We start from the raw sequence: 18,115 nt of genomic DNA on the forward strand, positions 1-18,115 counted from the left end.
TGTGGCCGGTGAGGCGCGCGGCGGATCATGGGCATATGTCGTCTGGTGCACCGCAGTTCGAGGTCGCGTCCGTGTTGAGGGAGGTGAAGACGGTCCGGGTCGAGGGCCTGGTCCGGATCCGGGAGCTCGATGTGCCGCTGCTCCGCCGGGCCGCCGCCGCGCACTCCGCCGCCGTGACCGACGCCTGGCCCGTCGAGGTGGAGAACCTGCTGCGCACGGCCGTGTCCCGGCTCGGCGGCGGTGACCTGGAGCAGGCGGCCGGCTACTCGCTCGGCCTGGCGCCCGGCCTGCGCGACCGCCCGGCGGCGGACCGGCGACGGCTCGCCGCCCAGGTGTACAGCGTCAGCGTCGAGCGCTTCCGCAAGAGCCAGGAGGAAATGGTCCTGGCCCAGATCGCCGAACAGGTGTGCTGGCTGGCGGGCATCGCCCCGCGGCGTGCGGCCACACCCCAACCGCCTCTCCTCGCACCGCACTTGCAGCACCGCTCCCTCCGCGTCGGATCCCGCGACGTACTGCTGCACGTCCACCCCGTCGAACTCCTCCGGAACGTCGACGTGATCGTCTCCCCGACCAACACGCACCTCTCCCTGCCCGCGATGTTCAAGGCCTCCGTGTCCGCGTCCCTGCGCCGCGCGGGCGCCGTGCGCGGCACGGCCGGGGACGTCACCGCCGACCCGGTGCACGACGCGCTGCTCGCCTGGCGCACGGCACACGGGCTGCTGGGCCGCCCCGCACTGCCCGGCACCGTCGCCCCCACCGAGCCGGGCGCCCTCGCGGCCCGGGGCGTCCGCCGTCTCTACCACGCCGCCGTCGCCGTCCCGAGGCCCGGCACCAACGACTACGACGTCGCCGCCCAGGACGTCGTCACGGCCGCGGCCCGCGCCCTGGCCCTGCTGTCCGAGGAACGCGCCGCCTTCACACCGCCGTTGCGGTCGATCTGCTTCCCCCTGCTCGGCGCGGGCCGCGGCGGACTGCCCCCGCAGACCGGCGTCAGTGCCCTGTGGGCCGCGCTGGACGCCGGCACCGACACGGACACGGACCTCCACCTCGTCGTCCGCCGCCCCCTGGTCGCCGACCTGCTGGCCGAGACGCTGGGCGCGCGCGAACGGCCCCCGGCCGCACACGCGTCAGCCGACACCGAGGAGAAAGGGCACAGGTGCGGGTGAACCCCTCAATGGTGCTCGCGGCCGCCGCGGCCGACTGGCAGAGACTGTCCGGCCTGCTCGAACCGGGCACACGCCGGACGCTGAGCGAGCGGCTGTCCCGACTGCGAGCCGGGGCGGACGCCTCGGACCCGGCCGCCGTCCTGGCCGCCGCCCAGACCCTCCTCGACACCCTCCCCGCCGACGAGTCCGCCCGGCTCCGACAGCACGGCGACACCGGGCGGTTCACGGCGCAGCCCCCGGCCCAGCAGCTGTACGAGGGATACGCGGCGGCCGACCTGTGCATGCTCGTCCTCGACGGCAACCCCATGGTCGGACCCGTCCTGGGCCCCGTCCGCGAACGCCTGCTGAGCGAGCCGTCCACGCCCTGGACCGAGAGCGCCGACCCACGGCTGATCGTCCTCTCCGGCCCGGACGGCCGCAGACGGCTGCCCCTCTTCCAGTTCGAGGCCGGGGCCATGCCCTGGCGGATCGTCCTGGACGTCAACTCCGTCCTGCGCGCCGCCACCGACCCCTGGGGCGCCGCCGACTGGTGGCTGTCCCGTACGACATGGTGGGACGGCACCCCCGCGGCCCTGCTGGGCCGTGGCCGCGACGCCGAACTGCTCGGCGCGGCCCGGGAACTGGCCGGTCCCGAGGGGGAGGAGTAGCCCATGGGCAAGTACCCGCCGCCCGAGGCCCTGCCGGGCGAACCGACCCGCGCCGTCCTGCGCGCCGGCACACCGGTGTACCGCGTGCACTCCACCCACCGCCCGCCGATCGCGTACAACGCCCGCCCCTCGCACGCGTTCTACTACGGCGGCCGTTTCGACAGCACCCCCTACGACCGCTACGGCTACCTCTATGTCGGCTTCGGCGTCGGTGCCGCCGTCTGCGAGGTGCTGCTGCGTTCACTGCCGTTCGACTCCGACGCGGGCCACCGGCTGCTGCCCCGTGTGGCGTTCGAACGCCGCAGCCTGTCCTTCCTGCGACTGGCCGCCGATATCGAGGTCGTCTCGCTGATGTCCGGCGCGGATCTCGCGGCGGTGGCGCAGGACGCCTGGCTGGTGCACACCGAGGGCGCGGACTACCCGCAGACCCGCGACTGGGGCCACTGGATCCGCCGGCACACCGAGCCCTGGGCACAGGGCTTCGTCTGGCCGTCCAAGCGCGAGCCCGCCGACCGGGTCGCGATCCTCTTCGACGACCGGGGCGGGCCGCCGGTGCTGGAACCCACGGGCGCGCCCGGCGTCGACTTCGGGACCGAGGAGGGGGAACGCTGGCTCAACGGGGTGCTGGCGCCGTACCGGACACGGACCGCGCCGCGGCCCGTGGGAGCGGGGGATGTGAGATGACGACTCCGTACGACCTCCAGGCGCTGCGCTGGGAGATCGAGCAGCGGATCGAGGGCGTCGTGAACGGCCGGGAGCTGGCCGGCATGACCCAACTGGTACTGGACCGGCTGGGCTGTGCGACGGCGCGGCAGGCGTACGACCGGTTGATCGAGGACTGGGCCGCGCTGCCCCGGGGCACCGTCATGTCCGGCCTGCGCGCGGGACATGTGCTGAGCGTGCTGCCGATCCTGCGGCTCGAACAACCGCTCTTCGACCCCGCGCGCGAGGAGGAACTCTGGCAGGAGGTGCGCGACCACGGGCCGGCGGACGAGATCTGGCAGGCCGACGTCGTGGTCAAGAACAGCGCGTTCGGCCTGCGGCACCTCACCGACCCCGCCGACATCGAGCGTGCCATCGCCCGGATCGAACGGGCCCGGGCCGCGGTTCCGTCCGGCACCCGGACCCGCGAGAACCTCGACTTCGCCCATGCCATCCTGCGGACCTATCTGGCCCAACTGGGCGGCGGAGAGGATGACTTCGACACCGCCGTGGACGACATGGCGCGCATCGTCGGGACCGCGGCACTGCGACCGGACGAGCGTCTGGCCCTGAACGCGCAGATCGCCCTCTTCCGTGTGCACCAGGCGGCCCGCAGCGCCGACGAGAAGGCCCTGGCCGAGCAGATCCGCGTGCTCGAACGGGCCTTGGAGGAACTGCCGGCCGAACACATCGACATGCTCGCGTTCGAATCGAACCTGGAAAGCGCCCGGAGCCACCTGGGCCTCCTGCGGGCGCAGCGCACCGGACGCTTCGAACCCGCTGCCGAAGGGGCGGGCGCCGCCACACCCGCACACGAGATCCGCCGCCGGATCGCGGGGCTGCCGCGCAACGCCCAGGCCGACAAACTGGCCGAGGCCGCCTTCGCCATCGGGGCACGCGCCCTGCCGGCGATGGACCACCAGGGAATGCTGGAGGCCATGGAGCTGCAGGAAGCCACACTGGAGCTGCTCGAACCGGACGACGAGCGATGGATCCGGACCACGGGCTCGCTGGGAGTCGCTCACTGCACCATGGCCGGCCTCCCCATGGGACCTCCGGCCGACCGCCTCGACCACCTGGACCAGGGCATCGCCTGGCTGCGGCACACCCTCAAGCTCGCCGGTGGCCCGCACCACCCCCTGTGGGGCGGCACCGGCATGTCGCTGGCCAGGGCCTACCGCCTGCGCGGCGACGAGTACACGCACGACGCACGCACGAGACGCCTGAACTACGACGCCTCCCGCCGCGTCGGCCTCGACTGCCTGCGCGCGGCGGCCTGGAGTTCCCTGCTCCAGTCCGGTACGGCCCATGCCGCGCAGACCGCCCGGCTGGCGGGCGCCCAGGCCCTCGACGTGGCGCGCTGGTGTCTGGCCGACGGCGCCCACGGCGACGCCGTACAGGCCCTGGACGCGGGGCGCGGCCTCGTCCTGCACGCGGCGACCGTGGTCACCACCGTGCCCGAGCTGCTGAGGGAGCTGGGCCGGACGGAACTCGCGCGGGAATGGCAGGCGGCGGGCAGTGTGCCCGCGCTGGGTGAGGAGATGCTGATGGCCGCTCAGGCCGCGGTCGCGGGGCCCTCCAGCCGACTGCGCCGACGGGTCCTGGAGGCCCTGGCCGACTCCCCCCGGCGACACGGCCTGCTGGATGTGCCCTCACCCGGGGACATCGGCTCGGCGCTGGGCGCGATGGGCGCGACCGCGCTGGTCTACCTGGTGCCCGGCGAGGAGGAGGTGCCCGGACTCCTCGGCCCCCGGCACGGCTCCGGCGCCGCCGTCATCGTCAAGGCCGACGGCACCACGGACGCCCTCGACCTGCCCCGCCTCACCCTCGACGCACCCCCGCTCACCGCCTACCGGGCCACCGGCACCCCCGGCCGCGACGCCGGCGGCCCGCCCGAGGACGACACCCCGCCCGGGCCGGTCCCGAGCCCCGCCACGAGCCGCGCCGCCCTTGAACAGGTGTGCGCCTGGGCCGGTACGGCGGTCATGGAACCGCTGCTGAACCGGCTTCCGCGCGGCTACGGCCGGGTGCCCACCCTCGTGCTCGTCCCCATGGGCGCCCTGGGCGTCGTGCCCTGGCACGCCGCACGCGTGCCTGGCCGGCGCCGGTCGCACGGGTACGCCTGCGAGGAGGTGGACATCTCCTACCTGCCCTCCGCCCGGCTGCTGTGCGACCTGGCCGCCCGGCCCGCCGCCGGCACCCGCCGGACCCTGGTCGTCGGCAACCCGACCCGCGATCTGCACCACGCCGGCGAAGAGGCCGACGCCGTCCACAGCGTCTTCCACCCGGACGGCGACCTGCTCGGCCCCGGTGCCGCCACGCCCGCCGCCGTCACCGACTGGCTGCGCCGGCAGCAGGGCGGACTGCTGCACCTCGCCTGCCACGGAGTGGTGCGCCAGGGCGAGCGGCACAGCGCCTATCTCGCCCTGTCCGGAGGGCGGTTGGCCGCCGAGGAACTGACCGAGGGCGCGACCCGTTACCGGCCTGGACCTGGTCGTGCTCGCGGCCTGCCGTACCAACGTCTCCGGGCACGGCTACGACGAGGCGTACAGCCTGTCCACCGCGTTCCTCGTCGCGGGCGCCCGCTCGGTCATCGGCTCCCTGTGGCCCGTGCCCGACGAGGCGACGTCCCTGCTGATGTACATGACCCACCACTTCATGAGCCAGGAAGGCATGCCGCCCGGAGCGGCGCTGCGCAGCGCCCAGTCGTGGATGCTGAACGAACGCCGCGAGGCGCCGCCCGGCATGCCGGACCGGCTGCGGGCACGGGTACGGCACATCGACGGCGCCGATCTGACCGCGTGGGCGGGCTTCACCCACCTCGGCTGGTGACGGCTCCTCACACCTGGGTGCGTACGACCACCTGTGCCGTCCCCCAGCGGGCCGCCCCGAGGGCCGGACCGCCCGCGTCCCGGCCGTCCTTGACGCCCGCCCCGATCACCCGCAGCAGGCCGCCTCCACCCGCCGGGGCCGGGCTGAGGCGTGCACCCGAGGGGGCGGCGGAGGACCAGGCGGGCAGCCGGAAGGGCGCGAGGTTCAGCTCCTCCTCCGCGACGATCACCTTCAGCCAGTCCAGGGTGGAGGCACCCCGCGCCTTCGAACGCCCCGGCGGCAGCCGCATCCACACGGGCTGCCCGCGCCGGGCCCACCCGGCCCGGCCGTCCCCGATGAACTCACCCTCGAACAGGTGCGGGGACGAGCCGTAGCCGTCCGTCAGATCGAGGAGCACCGCCCACAGGTCACGTCCGGAGAAGTTGTGGATCCCGACCCGCACCTGCGGTTCACGGCCGTCGGGTGTGTAGGCGCAGACGATCTCGCCGTCCGCCGAGTGACACAGACTGCCCACCGGCGTCTCCTCGACGGTGATCCGCACCAGCGACGACAGGAGCGGATCGGGATTGGCCAGGTCCCGGATGTGGTGCCAGCGGGCGATGTGGGCGAGGCAGTCGGTGACGCCGGCCGCGTCCGCGGGGGACTCCAGCGGCAGTTCGGGCACGGGATACCCGGCGCCGCCCGACACCCGGGCCCTGCCGTCCCCGGCCGCCACGTGCAGGCGCAGCACCCCTTCCGCCGCGGGCGGCCCGTCCGGCTCCAGGGCCAGCGCGGGGACCGCCGCGACGGCCTCCGCGACCAGACGTACGGCGACCGGCTCACCGGACAGCGTCACGACCGCCGGGGGGAACGCCATGGCCGACGGGGTGACGGCGTGCGCCACCTGCTCGTCCTCGGGAGCCGGCTGCCAGTCGACCGGGTCCACCAGGGCCGACTCGGCCCGCACCTCCCGGACCACGACCGTGCGCTCCACGGCGCCCCCGGCCAGGGTGAACTCGGCGCCCGCCGACCGCAGCCCGTGCGCCGCGCCGCAGTTGACCTCCCAGCCCCACGCCGTGTGCCGCAACAGGAACGGCGAGGCCGGTACCGGGTCGCCCGACAGGAAGCCACCGTCCTCCGGACCGCGCAGCTCGGGATGCTGGAGGTGGCCCCGGACCCGCACGCGCGCGTGGGCGAGCGCGTGCAGCTCCCCGTACGTGGTCGCGGGACCGAGACCGGCGAGCGCGCTCAGCAGCGCATGACTGAACAGGCCCCGGGTCCGCCCGTCGATGACCTGCTCGTGCGCGAGCTCCTGCGGACGGCACGCGGCCAGCAGGACATGCCGACCCCGCTCGGGTCCCGGCCCGCCGCCCTCGCGCGACCCCATGTGCCACCACGACTGCCAGGGCACGCCCCGGACCGCCGCACCGGCCGGACCCCCTGCGTCCTCCCGTGTCGCCCCGCCCGAGTGGCAGCAGTCCAGCACCGCGACGACATGGGTGCCGCGGGCGGCGACGCGGTCCAGGAGCGCCCCCAGCTCGGTGTCCCGCAGCACCGGCTGCCCGCCCGGGACGAGGCTGTCGTGGCACACCAGCGCCTGGGACCAGCCGGTGGCCTCGCCCGGGTCGGTGGTCGGGCTCTGGCTGCCGTGCCCGCTGAACCACAGCAGCGCGGTGTCGCCGGGGCCGCTGCGCCCCAGGTGCTCCTCCAGGCCCGCGAGCACGGCCGCCCGGGTCGCCCGGGCGTCGTACAGCGTCTGGACGCGGGGTTCCGGACCGGTTCTGCCGCGCAGCCAGTTCTCCGCCGCCCGTACGTCGTTGACGCAGCCGCGCAGCGGCGCGCCGGGGTAGTCGTCGATGCCCACGAACAGGGCGTACACGGTGCGCATACGGTGATCCTTCCAGGTCCGCCGGGCGCGGGCAGGGCGTTTCCGGGGCGCATGCCGGGCGCCCGCGCGCAACCCCATGCCCCCGCGCGCCGAAGCCAGTTGACTTGACTGCGGAGATGGCTGATGTTTGTGCCGCCTTCAGCACCGCGAGTAACGGAAGGAACACCACGTGAGTTTCGGGGGACCCGCCAATCCGTACCAGCCGCCCGGTCCGCCGGCCGGGGGACCGTACCCGCCGCCTCCGGCCACGGGCCCCTATGTACCCCCGCAGCCGGGCCCGGCCCCGTACGGCTACCCGCCGCAGCCACAGCCGTATCCGTATCCCCATCCCTATCCGCCGCAGCCTCACCCAGGGCCGGGGCAGGGCGGTCCGCGCATCGGCGAATGGCCTTCGCTGCGCCAGCTGCTGCGGCAGGGGCGGTCGAACACCTCCGGCTGTGTGTGGCTGTTGCTGCTCGCCCCGTGCACCTGGTTCACGTTCCTGCCGCTCGTGGTCGGCTACTCGTTCGCACGCTCGGCCCGCAACCGGGCCCACCGGCTCTTCCCGCGGCACGGGCACCGGGCCGTCGACGACCGGCACGTCACGCGCGTGCAGAAGGTGCGGGCCTGGACCGCGGCGGCCATGTCCCTGCTGCTGCTCGCCGTCTACGGCAAACCGGAGGACGTCGCCGAGGCCCAGGAGCAGTACATGATGCGGCTGGCGGTCACCCCGCCGCTGCTGCTGCTCAGCGCGCCCGTCGTGATCGCGGTGCTCTTCCGCTGGGCGTCGGCGGAGCGGCGGTCGGACATGCGCGCCAGCGTGCGGGCCGCCCTGCGGTCGGCCGGGTGGTACGTCGGTGCCGTGACGGCCCTTCCGCTGCTCGGCGGGGCGATCGTCCTGCTCGGCCGGAACACGTCGTCCTCCGCTGCGGCGACGGACCCCGCCCCCTGGCTGATCACCGCGGCGGCCCTGCCCCTGGTCTGGCTCCTGTTCTTCATCGGGTTCGCCACCGGCCCTGCCATCCGCACCGGATTCAACACCTCGGCCGTGCACGCGGCGCTCCCCGCCCTGCTGACCGGCACCCTGGTGTGGGAATTCGCGGTCATCAGCATGGTCGCGGGCGGTCTGCCGCCCGGCCCGCCGGTGATCCAGGGCCTCGCCGTCGTCGGCGGCCCCGCCTCGGTGACGGCGGTGGTCTGGTGGGAGATCCGCCGCCTGCGCACCCTGTACGGAGTGACGCTGCGCGCGTGACCGCGGCCGTGATTACGTAACTCCCATGACTGCGATCAGACTTCTCCTCGTCGACGACGATCCGCTGGTGCGGGCCGGACTGTCCTTCATGATGGGCGGCGCCGACGACATCGAGATCGTCGGGGAGGCCGCCGACGGCGGCGAGGTGGAGGCGCTCGTCGACCGCACCCGCCCGGACATCGTGCTCATGGACATCCGGATGCCGACGGTGGACGGCCTCACGGCCACGGAGCGGCTGCGCGCACGCACGGACGCCCCGCAGGTGGTGGTGCTCACCACCTTCCACGCCGACGAACAGGTGCTGCGGGCGCTGCGCGTGGGCGCCGCCGGCTTCGTCCTCAAGGACACCCCGCCCGCCGAGATCCTCGCGGCGGTGCGCCGGGTCGCGGCCGGCGACCCGGTCCTGTCGCCCACCGTCACCCGTCAGCTGATGCGGCACGCGGTCGGCACCGCCGCCGACACGCGCCGCGCACGCGCGCGTGCCCGCATGGCCGTCCTCAACGACCGCGAGCGCGAGGTCGCCGTGGCGGTCGGCCGGGGCCTCGCCAACGCCGAGATCGCCACCGGCCTCTTCATGAGCGTCGCCACCGTCAAGACACACGTCTCACGCATCCTGGCCAAGCTGGACCTCAACAACCGGGTGCAGATCGCGCTGCTGGCCTACGACGCGGGACTCCTGGACGAGGAGCACACGGAGCAGGAGGAACCGGAGGGGCACTGACCCGGAGCCGGCCGCCGTCACGCGAACGTCTGGGCGGCCCCGCCGGGGATCTCCGCCAGCCGCACCGCCCTGCGCTCCCGGCGCGACAGCTCGCACGCCTCGGCGATGCGCAGCGCCTGCAGCGCCTCGCGCCCGTCACAGGGGTTGGCCCGCTCGCCCCGGACGACCTCGACGAACGCGTTCAGCTCCGCCTCGTAGGCCGGGCCGAAGCGCTCCAGGAAGCCCGTCCAGGGCTTGTCCGCGGCCGGCGGCCCGGTCGGTTCGGTGGACGCGATCGGCGTACGGTCGTCCAGACCGACCACGATCTGGTCGCGCTCCCCGGCCAGCTCCATGCGTACGTCGTAGCCGGCCCCGTTCATCCGGGAGCCGGTGATCGTGGCGAGCATGCCGTCGTCGAGGGTGAGGAGCACGGCGGCGGTGTCGACGTCGCCGGCCTCGCGGAACATCGCGGGCCCCGCGTCGGAACCGGCCGCGTACACATCGGCCACCTCCCGGCCCGTCACCCAGCGCAGTACGTCGAAGTCGTGGATCAGCGTGTCCCGGTACAGCCCGCCGGACAGCGGCAGCCACGCGGGGGACGGCGGCGACTGGTCGCTGGTCAGCGCCCGGACGGTGTGCAGCCGCCCCAGCCTGCCCGACCGCACGGCCTCGCGGGCGCCCGTGTAGCCGGTGTCGAAGCGGCGCTGGAAGCCCATCTGGAGGACCGTCCCGACCGTCTCGACCTCGGCGATCGCGCTCAGGGTCCCCGGCAGATCCAGCGCGATGGGCTTCTCGCAGAACACCGGCAGACCCGAGCGTGCTGCCCGACCGATCAGTTCGGCGTGGGCGGAGGTGTTCGTCGTGATCACCACGGCGTCGACTCCCCAGCGGAAGATCTCCTCCACGCCGGGCGCCGCCGTCTCACCCAGCCGGTGCGCCAGATCCTGGGCCCGCGTGGGGTCCGCGTCCGTGAGGATCAAGGACCCGACGTCGCGGTGCCGGCTGAGCGTGTTCGCGTGGATCGTGCCGATGCGGCCCGTACCGATGACCCCGATGCGCATGAGAACAAAGTGCGTGCACAGCTCGCCCCTGTCAATCTGTTTGTCCGGACAATCTGACTACACAACTTCCCGTCAACACGGCACGGAGCTACGCTCGGCCCGTGCCGAAACCAGAAGTGGACCCGACCGTGCAGCTCGAGCTGAGCGTGGACCGCAGCTCTCCCGTGCCGTTGTACTTCCAGCTGTCCCAGCAGCTGGAGGCCGCGATCGAGCACGGCACGCTGACCCCCGGCAGCCTGCTGGGCAACGAGATCGAGCTCGCGGCCCGGCTCGGCCTGTCCCGGCCGACCGTCCGCCAGGCCATCCAGTCACTCGTCGACAAGGGCCTCCTCGTACGCCGCCGCGGCGTGGGCACCCAGGTCGTGCACAGCCAGGTCAAGCGCCCCCTGGAGCTCAGCAGCCTCTACGACGACCTGGAGGCGGCGGGCCAGCGCCCGGCCACGAAGGTCCTGGTCAACACGGTCGAGCCCGCCTCCGCCGAGGTCGCCGCAGCGCTCGGCATCGCCGAGGGCAGCGACGTGCACCGCGTGGAACGCCTCCGCCTCGCCCACGGCGAGCCCATGGCCTACCTCTGCAACTTCCTGCCCCCCGGCCTCATCGACCTCGACACCGACCAGCTGGAGACCACCGGCCTCTACCGCCTGATGCGAGCGGCCGGCATCACCCTCCACAGCGCCCGCCAGTCCATCGGCGCCCGAGCGGCGACACCACCGGAGGCGGAGCGACTGGCCGAGGCGGCAGGGGCCCCGCTCCTGACCATGCAACGCGTCACGTTCGACGACACGGGCCGGGCAGTGGAATACGGCACACACACGTACCGCCCGACGCGCTATTCGTTCGAGTTCCAGCTTCTTGTGAGGACTTGAGGGGGGCGCGTTTCTTGGGGGCGCGGGGAACCGCGCGAGCAACCAACCACTCACCCGCACCCGGCAATGATCCGCACCACCCCGCCCCTGCCCCGCTCCGCACACACCCCCACGGTGAGGCAGAATCGGGCCCGATGAGCACCTACCGCGACTTCACCGCCCCCATCGGCTCCCGCCGTGCCACCGTGCTCCGCACCGTCGGCACCCGGGAGCGCCGCTCACACCTGACGGCACCCCGCGTGCCGACGGTCGGCATCGACATCGGCGGTACGAAGGTGATGGCGGGCGTCGTGGACGCCGACGGCAACATCCTGGAGAAGCTCCGCACGGAGACCCCGGACAAGTCCAAGAGCCCCAAGGTCGTCGAGGACACCATCGCCGAACTGGTCCTGGACCTCTCCGACCGGCACGACGTGCACGCCGTCGGCATCGGCGCGGCCGGCTGGGTCGACGCCGACCGCAACCGCGTGCTGTTCGCCCCCCACCTGTCCTGGCGCAACGAACCGCTCCGCGACCGCCTGGCCGAGCGGCTCGCCGTGCCCGTCCTGGTCGACAACGACGCCAACAGCGCCGCGTGGGCCGAGTGGCGCTTCGGCGCAGGCCGCGGCGAGGACCACCTCGTCATGATCACGCTGGGCACCGGCATCGGCGGCGCGATCCTGGAGGACGGCCAGGTCAAGCGCGGCAAGTACGGCGTCGCCGGCGAGTTCGGCCATATGCAGGTCGTGCCCGGCGGTCACCGCTGCCCCTGCGGCAACCGCGGCTGCTGGGAGCAGTACAGCTCCGGGAACGCCCTGGTCCGCGAGGCACGCGAGCTGGCCGCCGCCGATTCGCCGGTGGCGTACGGGATCATCGAGCACGTCAAGGGCAACATCTCCGAGATCAGCGGCCCGATGATCACCGAGCTGGCCCGCGACGGCGACGCCATGTGCATCGAGCTGCTCCAGGACATCGGCCAGTGGCTCGGCGTCGGCATCGCCAACCTCGCGGCCGCCCTCGACCCCTCCTGCTTCGTGATCGGCGGCGGTGTCTCGGCCGCCGACGACCTGCTGATCGGCCCCGCGCGGGACGCCTTCCGCCGGCATCTGACGGGCCGCGGCTACCGCCCCGAGGCCCGCATCACCCGGGCCCAGCTCGGCCCCGAGGCCGGCATGGTCGGCGCCGCCGATCTGGCCCGGCTGGTCGCCCGCCGCTTCCGCCGCGCCAAGCGCCGCCGGGTGGAGCGGTACGAGCGCTACGAGCGGTACGCACAGTCCCGCCGCAGTACCCAGGAGACGCTGTGACCGCTTCGCTGCCCCACCAGGGCCCCTGGCCCGACGAGCCGGAGCGCCCGGTCGAGAACCGCGGCCACATGATCCGCCGCAGGGCCCTCACCCTGCTGATCATCGTGCTGCTCATCGGCATCCCGGCCGGCTACCTGGTGATCTCCGCGAACCAGAGCCGGGACAGCGGCAAGGACAAGGAGGCGAAGTACTCGGCGACCGGCCTCACCGAGGGCTGGCCCTCCAAGCTCCAGCGCCGGATCTACCAGGTGCCCGTCCCGCACCCGGCCTGGCACGTGGCGTACTACGAGACCAACAACTGGAAGACCAGCCGCCTGTACGCCCAGTTCGAGACCAACGCGGCAGGTCTGGACGCGTATCTGACGGGCCTCGGCCTGACCCGGGACGACCTGAAGAAGGGCAAGGTCACCGTCGGCGCCCGCGACCGGAAGGTGACCGGCTGGAAGTTCGCCGACAACGGCCTGTGGTCGGGTGTCGTGCACCGGCAGAAGAATCCGGCCCCCACGCACGACGTGGTCGTGGATCTGTCCAACCCGGCGTACCCCTGGGTGTTCGTGGTATCCCGGACCGTGCCCTGACCCGAAGCCCGGCGGGCCGGTGCGGCCGCCGGGGCCGATTGTCAGACCCCGCCCGTAGAGTCGGAGACAACTGATCCGACACGCGGGACGGGAGGTGGCAGGACGTATGGGCGACACGGCCGTGGTGGCCGCGCGGGTGGGGGAGCCGGCGGTCCCGGTCCGGCTCCCGGCCGTCTTCCTGCCCGCGCCCCTCCCGCGCGAGGGGCGGATCGCCTTCTGGGACCCCGAGGGCGAGCCCCTGCGCACCGAGGGCACGGAGGAGTCCGAGGAGGCCCCGGCCACCGAGCTGACCGTCGTACGACGGCACGGCGCCGGTGTGCGGCGGCGGACCACCCCGGCGCTTTCGCTCCCGCTGGACGCGGCCCTGCCGCTCCTGGTGCGCGCCCGGCACGACCCCGCCGCGCACCCCGCCACCGCGTGCTGGGGCGCCGCCGCCCTGCACGCCCTGCGGCTCACCGCGCGCGGCCGGCTGCTGCCCGGCCTCACCGCCACGGGGCACGACGCGTGGCGCGCCGGCCCCCTCGACCCGGACGACATCGCGCACCTGCGCGCGGTGGCCGCCGCCCTGCCGTACGAGGGGCACGCCGTCCCGCTGCCCGGCCCGGGCCCGATCCGTCTGCCGGAACCGGAAGCGCTGGTGCGTGCCTTCCTGGACGCGGTCGCCGACACCCTGCCCCGCACCCCTGCCGCGCCCCACACCTCCGGCAGGCCCTTCGCGGCCCGGGAGGCCCAGCGCCTGCCCGACGCCCACGACTGGGCCGCCGAGGTCGCCGCCGGGATGGACGCCGGGGTGCGGATCTCGCTCCGCCTTGACCTGTCGGCGTACGACCTGTTCGACGACGTCTCCGACGGCGGTGTACGCCGTGCCGGCGCGGCGATCGTCCAGGTGCACAGCCTCGCCGACCCGACCCTCGTGGCCGACGCGGCGGCCCTCTGGGCGGGCGGGGCCGACGACGCCTTCGGTCCCCGCGCACGCGTGGACGCGGCCCTCGCGGTCCGCCGCGCGGCCCGGGTCTGGCCCCCGCTCGACCGGCTCTCCGACCAGGACGTGCCCGACGTGCTGGCGCTGACCGAGGAGGAGCTGAACGACCTGCTCGGAGTCGCGGCCACCCGGCTCGCCGCGGCCGGGGTCGCCGTGCACTGGCCCAGGGACCTGGCCCAGGACCTGTCCGCCACGGCGGTGGTCCGCCCGGCCCCCGGCTCGGCGAAGGACGGCACCGGCTTCTTCGAGAGCGAGGACCTGCTCCGCTTCAGCTGGCAGCTGGCGATCGGCGGCGACCCGCTCACCGACACCGAGATGGACGCCCTCGCCGAGGCCCATCGCCCGGTCGTCCGGCTGCGCGACCAGTGGGTGCTGGTCGACCCGGCCCTCGTCCGCAAGGCCCGCAAGCGGGACCTGGGCCTGCTCGACCCGGTGGACGCGCTGTCCGTCGCCCTCACGGGCACGGCCGACGTGGACGGCGAGACGGTCGAGGCCGTCCCGGTCGGCGCGCTGGCCGGCCTGCGCGACCGCCTGACCGCGGGTATCCGCCCGGCCGAGCCGCCGCCGGACCTGCACGCCACCCTGCGCGACTACCAGCTCCGGGGCCTGGCCTGGCTCGAGCTGATGACCTCCCTCGGTCTCGGCGGCTGCCTCGCCGACGACATGGGCCTCGGCAAGACCGTCACCCTCATCGCCCTGCACCTGAAGCGGGCCCGCTCCGAGCCGACCCTGGTGGTCTGCCCGGCCTCGCTGCTGGGCAACTGGCAGCGGGAGATCACCCGCTTCGCGCCCGGCGTCCCCGTCCGCCGCTTCCACGGCCCGGACCGCAGCCTGGCCGGCCTGGACGGCGGTTTCGTCCTCACCACCTACGGCACGATGCGCTCGGCGGCCCCCACCCTGGCCGAGCGGACCTGGGGCATGGTCGTCGCCGACGAGGCGCAGCACGTCAAGAACCCCTACTCGGCGACGGCCAAGGCGCTGCGCACGATCCCGTCCCCCGCGCGGGTCGCCCTGACCGGCACACCCGTCGAGAACAACCTGTCGGAGCTGTGGGCGCTGCTCGACTGGACGACACCGGGCCTCCTCGGCCCGCTGAAGTCCTTCCGCGCCCGGCACGCCCGGGCCGTCGAGACCGGTGAGGACGAGCAGGCGGTGGAGCGCCTGGCCCGCCTGGTCCGCCCCTTCCTGCTGCGCCGGAAGAAGTCCGACCCGGGCATCGTCCCCGAGCTGCCGCCCAAGACGGAGACCGACCACCCGGTCCCGCTCACCCGCGAACAGGCCGCGCTGTACGAGGCGGTGGTCCGCGAGTCGATGCTCGCCATCGAGACCTCCGAGGGCATGGCCCGCCGGGGCCTGGTGCTGAAGCTCCTCACCTCGCTGAAGCAGATCTGCAACCACCCCGCGCTGTATCTGAAGGAGGACGCCGCGCCGGAGCACGCCCGGCCCGGCGGCGACCGGTTCGCCAACCGGTCCGGCAAACTCGCCCTGCTGGACGAGCTGTTGGACACGCTGCTCGCCGAGGACGGCTCCGCACTCGTCTTCACCCAGTACGTGGGGATGGCCCGGCTGATCACCACGCACCTGGCCACCCGGGCCGTCCCGGTCGACCTCCTCCACGGCGGCACACCGGTCCCGGAGCGGGAGCGCATGGTGGACCGTTTCCAGGCCGGCTCGACCCCCGTCCTCGTCCTGTCCCTGAAGGCCGCGGGCACCGGCCTCAACCTCACCCGCGCGGGCCATGTCGTCCACTTCGACCGCTGGTGGAACCCGGCCGTCGAGGAACAGGCCACCGACCGCGCCTACCGCATCGGCCAGACCCAGCCCGTCCAGGTCCACCGCCTCATCACCGAGGGCACGGTCGAGGACCGTATCGCCGAGATGCTCCAGGCCAAGCGCGCCCTGGCCGACGCCATCCTCGGCTCCGGCGAGTCGGCCCTCACCGAACTGACGGACCGCGAGCTGTCCGACCTGGTCTCCCTGCGGAGGACGTCATGACCCACAGCGGGGCCGACGAGGCCCGCCGGGCGTTGCGCGCCGCCCGGGAGCAGGCGACCCGGGACCCGGACCCGGCATCCGCTCCCCGTCCGGCGCTTTCCCCGGCCCCGTCACCCGCCGGCCAGGAGACCGCCCGACCGGGGGACGCGGCCCGCGAGGCACTGCGCCGGGCGGTGTCCGAGCGGCGTGGGGCCGACGGGGGTGAGGCGGACTCGGACTCCCCTGAGGACGCGCCTGCGACCGAGAACGCCCATGACGCGGTGACCGGGGTGCCGGGTGGCTCGTCGAGCCACGGTGGCGGCAGCGGGGCCGTCGGCAGAAGCACCGAGGGCGACGGCGGCGGCAGCAGGCCGGGGGCGGCTCCGGCCGGCGGGCCGTCCGAGGACGAAGGCACGAGCGCGGCCGCCGATGTGCCGGGAGGCGCCCTCGCCGATGCTTCCGGCGGTGTCACCGAGCACCCGGGTCCGCGCGCGGGGGACGTCGCGCGTGAGGCGCTGCGCGCGGCTCGGGACGACGCGCGGCGGGCACGGGAAGAGACCGCACGCGAAGGGGCCGGGCGCAGGCGCCGGGCTGCCCGGCAGTCCGCCGCGCACCAGAGGCCGGGGCTTGAGCGGCGGGCGGGCGAGCACGCCGTCGGCAGGGGAGCGCGTGATGTACGGCAGTTGCTGGGCGACCTCTTCCGGATGCCTCCGGAGGCGGACGAGCCGGACGCGGAGCCCGAGGGCGCCGGCGAAACGGGCCAGGGGCACTCGCCCGACCTCGGGGCCGATGCCCCGCACAGCCCCGCGGCCCCCGGCACACCACCTTCCGCTCCTACGACCTCCAACCCCTGGCCCACCCCGCCCACAGCCCCCCGAGCAGCGGTCCCCCCTCACGCCACTCCCCGGAAGCCCCGCTCCATGGCCGCCCCCGGCAGAGACAGCGAGCTCCGCCGTACCTTCCCGGCCTTTCCGCCCCGGGAGGCCGACGGCAAGGGATTCGCCGAGAGCTGGTGGGGGAACGCGTGGGTCGCCGCGCTGGAACAGGGCGCGCTGGACGCCAAGCGGCTGGAGCGCGGGCGGGGTTACGCGGGGCAGGGGCATGTCGACGCGATCACCGTGACGCCCGGACTGGTGCTGGCCTACGTACAGGGCAGCCGCCCGCGCCCGTACCGCGTGCAGGTGCGGCTGCGCACGCTGGACGACGCCGACTGGGAGCGGTTCCTGGACGCCGCCGTCGACCGGCCCGGGCATATCGCGGCCCTCCTCGACAAGGAGATGCCCCAGTCCCTCGCGGACTGCGGCGTGCCTCTGCTGCCGGGTCCCGGCGACCTGGAACCGCGGTGCAGCTGCCCCGACCGGGGCCACCCCTGCAAGCACGCCGCCGCCCTCTGCTACCAGACCGCCCGGCTGCTCGACGCCGACCCCTTCGTCCTGCTCCTGCTGCGCGGCCGGGGTGAACGGGAGCTGCTCGACGCGCTGTCCCGGCTGAGCGCCACCCGCGCGGCGCGTGCCGCCCAGGACAAGGAACCGGAGCCGCTCCCCGGCGTACGGGCCGGTGACGCCCTCGCCCCGCGCACCCTCCCGCCCCTGCCGACGCCGCTGCCCACGCCCGCCCACCCCGAGCAGCCCCCGGCCTACCCGGCGTCCCCCGGCGGCCCCGACCCCTTCGCGCTGGACCAACTGGCCACGGACGCCGCCGCCCGGGCGCACGCCCTGCTCGCCACCGGCCGTGACCCGGTAGGGCAGTTGACCCTCTGGCAGGACGCGGTCCGCCTGGCCTCGGCCCGCCCCGGATCGGGACTCACCGCGGGCACCCGGGCGCTCTACTCCTCCCTCGCCTCCGCGGCGGGCCGTACGCCGTCCGAGCTGGCCCGCGCGGTCGCCGCCTGGCGCCAGGGCGGACTGGAGGGCCTCGCCGTACTGGAGGAGCCGTGGGACCCGCCGGCCGGCCGGTTCGACCGGGCCCGCCCGCTCCTCCTCGCCGCTGACCTGCCCGCCTTCCGCCCCCGGCGCAACCACCTCACCCACCCCCGGGGGCACGTCCAGCTCCGCCTGGGCCGCGACGGCCTGTGGTACGCCTACGAGTCCGAGCCGGGCCACGACGACTGGTGGCCGAGAGGCACCCCCGACCTGGACCCCGTCGGCGCCCTCACGGGCCTCGGTCTGCCGGAGCATGCCGGCATGGGATTTTCCGCGGAGGCTTAATAACCTGGCGCCTCTGTGG

Annotated in this window: 13 protein-coding genes and 1 pseudogene; 12 read left to right on the forward strand and 2 right to left on the reverse strand. The window is 74.5% G+C overall.

The window, feature by feature from the left end:
• The first annotated feature begins 35 nt into the window (after window positions 1–35).
• From ACFT32_RS33115 to ACFT32_RS33135, 5 genes and pseudogenes are all read left to right on the forward strand, one after another.
• Window positions 36–1,166: a hypothetical protein gene (locus tag ACFT32_RS33115; protein WP_382496626.1), complete on the forward strand. Its 1,131-nt coding sequence runs from the start codon at window positions 36–38 to the stop codon at window positions 1,164–1,166.
• Window positions 1,157–1,813 (forward strand): hypothetical protein, encoded by a 657-nt coding sequence (locus ACFT32_RS33120; RefSeq protein ID WP_382496628.1) that lies wholly within the window; start codon window positions 1,157–1,159, stop codon window positions 1,811–1,813. The genes ACFT32_RS33115 and ACFT32_RS33120 overlap by 10 nt, the downstream gene beginning before the upstream one ends.
• A 3-nt stretch (window positions 1,814–1,816) precedes the next feature.
• Complete coding sequence (locus ACFT32_RS33125) at window positions 1,817–2,497, forward strand: RES family NAD+ phosphorylase (RefSeq protein WP_382496630.1); 681 nt, start codon at window positions 1,817–1,819, stop codon at window positions 2,495–2,497.
• A 2,003-nt stretch (window positions 2,498–4,500) separates the two neighbouring features.
• Window positions 4,501–4,920: pseudogene (locus ACFT32_RS33130) on the forward strand (CHAT domain-containing protein); the annotation flags it as partial.
• Window positions 4,921–5,011: 91 nt separating this feature from the next.
• The gene (locus tag ACFT32_RS33135; RefSeq protein WP_382496702.1) at window positions 5,012–5,347 is read left to right on the forward strand and encodes a CHAT domain-containing protein; all 336 of its coding nucleotides are present in this window, start codon (window positions 5,012–5,014) and stop codon (window positions 5,345–5,347) included.
• A gap of 7 nt (window positions 5,348–5,354) precedes the next feature.
• Here ACFT32_RS33135 and ACFT32_RS33140 read toward each other — a convergent pair whose 3' ends face one another.
• Window positions 5,355–7,214, reverse strand: a complete 1,860-nt coding sequence (locus ACFT32_RS33140; RefSeq protein ID WP_382496632.1) for a caspase domain-containing protein — start codon at window positions 7,212–7,214, stop codon at window positions 5,355–5,357.
• Between the two features lie 169 nt (window positions 7,215–7,383).
• On the opposite strand from ACFT32_RS33140, the gene ACFT32_RS33145 reads away from it, so the two are divergent.
• Entirely contained in the window at window positions 7,384–8,445 is a 1,062-nt protein-coding gene (locus ACFT32_RS33145) for a hypothetical protein (RefSeq protein WP_382496633.1), read from the forward strand.
• A 25-nt stretch (window positions 8,446–8,470) separates the two neighbouring features.
• Complete coding sequence (locus ACFT32_RS33150) at window positions 8,471–9,166, forward strand: response regulator (RefSeq protein WP_382496635.1); 696 nt, start codon at window positions 8,471–8,473, stop codon at window positions 9,164–9,166.
• Window positions 9,167–9,183: 17 nt separating this feature from the next.
• Here ACFT32_RS33150 and ACFT32_RS33155 read toward each other — a convergent pair whose 3' ends face one another.
• Window positions 9,184–10,206: a Gfo/Idh/MocA family oxidoreductase gene (locus tag ACFT32_RS33155; RefSeq protein WP_382496637.1), complete on the reverse strand. Its 1,023-nt coding sequence runs from the start codon at window positions 10,204–10,206 to the stop codon at window positions 9,184–9,186.
• A gap of 128 nt (window positions 10,207–10,334) precedes the next feature.
• On the opposite strand from ACFT32_RS33155, the gene ACFT32_RS33160 reads away from it, so the two are divergent.
• The 5 genes from ACFT32_RS33160 (at window position 10,335) to ACFT32_RS33180 (ending at window position 18,096) form a co-directional block, all read left to right on the forward strand.
• The gene (locus ACFT32_RS33160; protein WP_382496704.1) at window positions 10,335–11,072 is read left to right on the forward strand and encodes a GntR family transcriptional regulator; all 738 of its coding nucleotides are present in this window, start codon (window positions 10,335–10,337) and stop codon (window positions 11,070–11,072) included.
• 134 nt (window positions 11,073–11,206) lie between these two features.
• Window positions 11,207–12,355 (forward strand): ROK family glucokinase, encoded by a 1,149-nt coding sequence (locus tag ACFT32_RS33165; RefSeq protein WP_382496638.1) that lies wholly within the window; start codon window positions 11,207–11,209, stop codon window positions 12,353–12,355.
• Window positions 12,352–12,933: a sugar kinase gene (locus ACFT32_RS33170; RefSeq protein WP_382496640.1), complete on the forward strand. Its 582-nt coding sequence runs from the start codon at window positions 12,352–12,354 to the stop codon at window positions 12,931–12,933. The genes ACFT32_RS33165 and ACFT32_RS33170 overlap by 4 nt, the downstream gene beginning before the upstream one ends.
• Window positions 12,934–13,039: 106 nt before the next feature.
• Window positions 13,040–15,910 carry an SNF2-related protein gene (locus tag ACFT32_RS33175; RefSeq protein WP_382496642.1) on the forward strand — a complete coding sequence of 957 codons (2,871 nt, stop codon included), beginning with the start codon at window positions 13,040–13,042 and terminating at the stop codon, window positions 15,908–15,910.
• Entirely contained in the window at window positions 15,907–18,096 is a 2,190-nt protein-coding gene (locus tag ACFT32_RS33180; protein ID WP_382496644.1) for an SWIM zinc finger family protein, read from the forward strand. Before ACFT32_RS33175 ends, ACFT32_RS33180 begins: the two co-directional genes overlap by 4 nt.
• Window positions 18,097–18,115 lie beyond the last annotated feature (19 nt).

Origin of the sequence: Streptomyces sp. NPDC057002 (assembly GCF_042673825.1) — a bacterium.
Taxonomy (GTDB): domain Bacteria; phylum Actinomycetota; class Actinomycetes; order Streptomycetales; family Streptomycetaceae; genus Streptomyces.

Excerpts from the sequence above, each read along its gene's own strand:
- ACFT32_RS33115 (WP_382496626.1), top strand. The coding sequence starts at position 36 with ATGTCGTCTGGTGCACCGCAGTTCGAGGTCGCGTCCGTGTTGAGGGAG.
- ACFT32_RS33180 (WP_382496644.1), top strand. The coding sequence starts at position 15,907 with ATGACCCACAGCGGGGCCGACGAGGCCCGCCGGGCGTTGCGCGCCGCC.
- ACFT32_RS33155 (WP_382496637.1), bottom strand. The coding sequence starts at position 10,206 with ATGCGCATCGGGGTCATCGGTACGGGCCGCATCGGCACGATCCACGCG.
- ACFT32_RS33175 (WP_382496642.1), top strand. The coding sequence starts at position 13,040 with ATGGGCGACACGGCCGTGGTGGCCGCGCGGGTGGGGGAGCCGGCGGTC.
- ACFT32_RS33165 (WP_382496638.1), top strand. The coding sequence starts at position 11,207 with ATGAGCACCTACCGCGACTTCACCGCCCCCATCGGCTCCCGCCGTGCC.
- ACFT32_RS33140 (WP_382496632.1), bottom strand. The coding sequence starts at position 7,214 with ATGCGCACCGTGTACGCCCTGTTCGTGGGCATCGACGACTACCCCGGC.
- ACFT32_RS33125 (WP_382496630.1), top strand. The coding sequence starts at position 1,817 with ATGGGCAAGTACCCGCCGCCCGAGGCCCTGCCGGGCGAACCGACCCGC.
- ACFT32_RS33150 (WP_382496635.1), top strand. The coding sequence starts at position 8,471 with ATGACTGCGATCAGACTTCTCCTCGTCGACGACGATCCGCTGGTGCGG.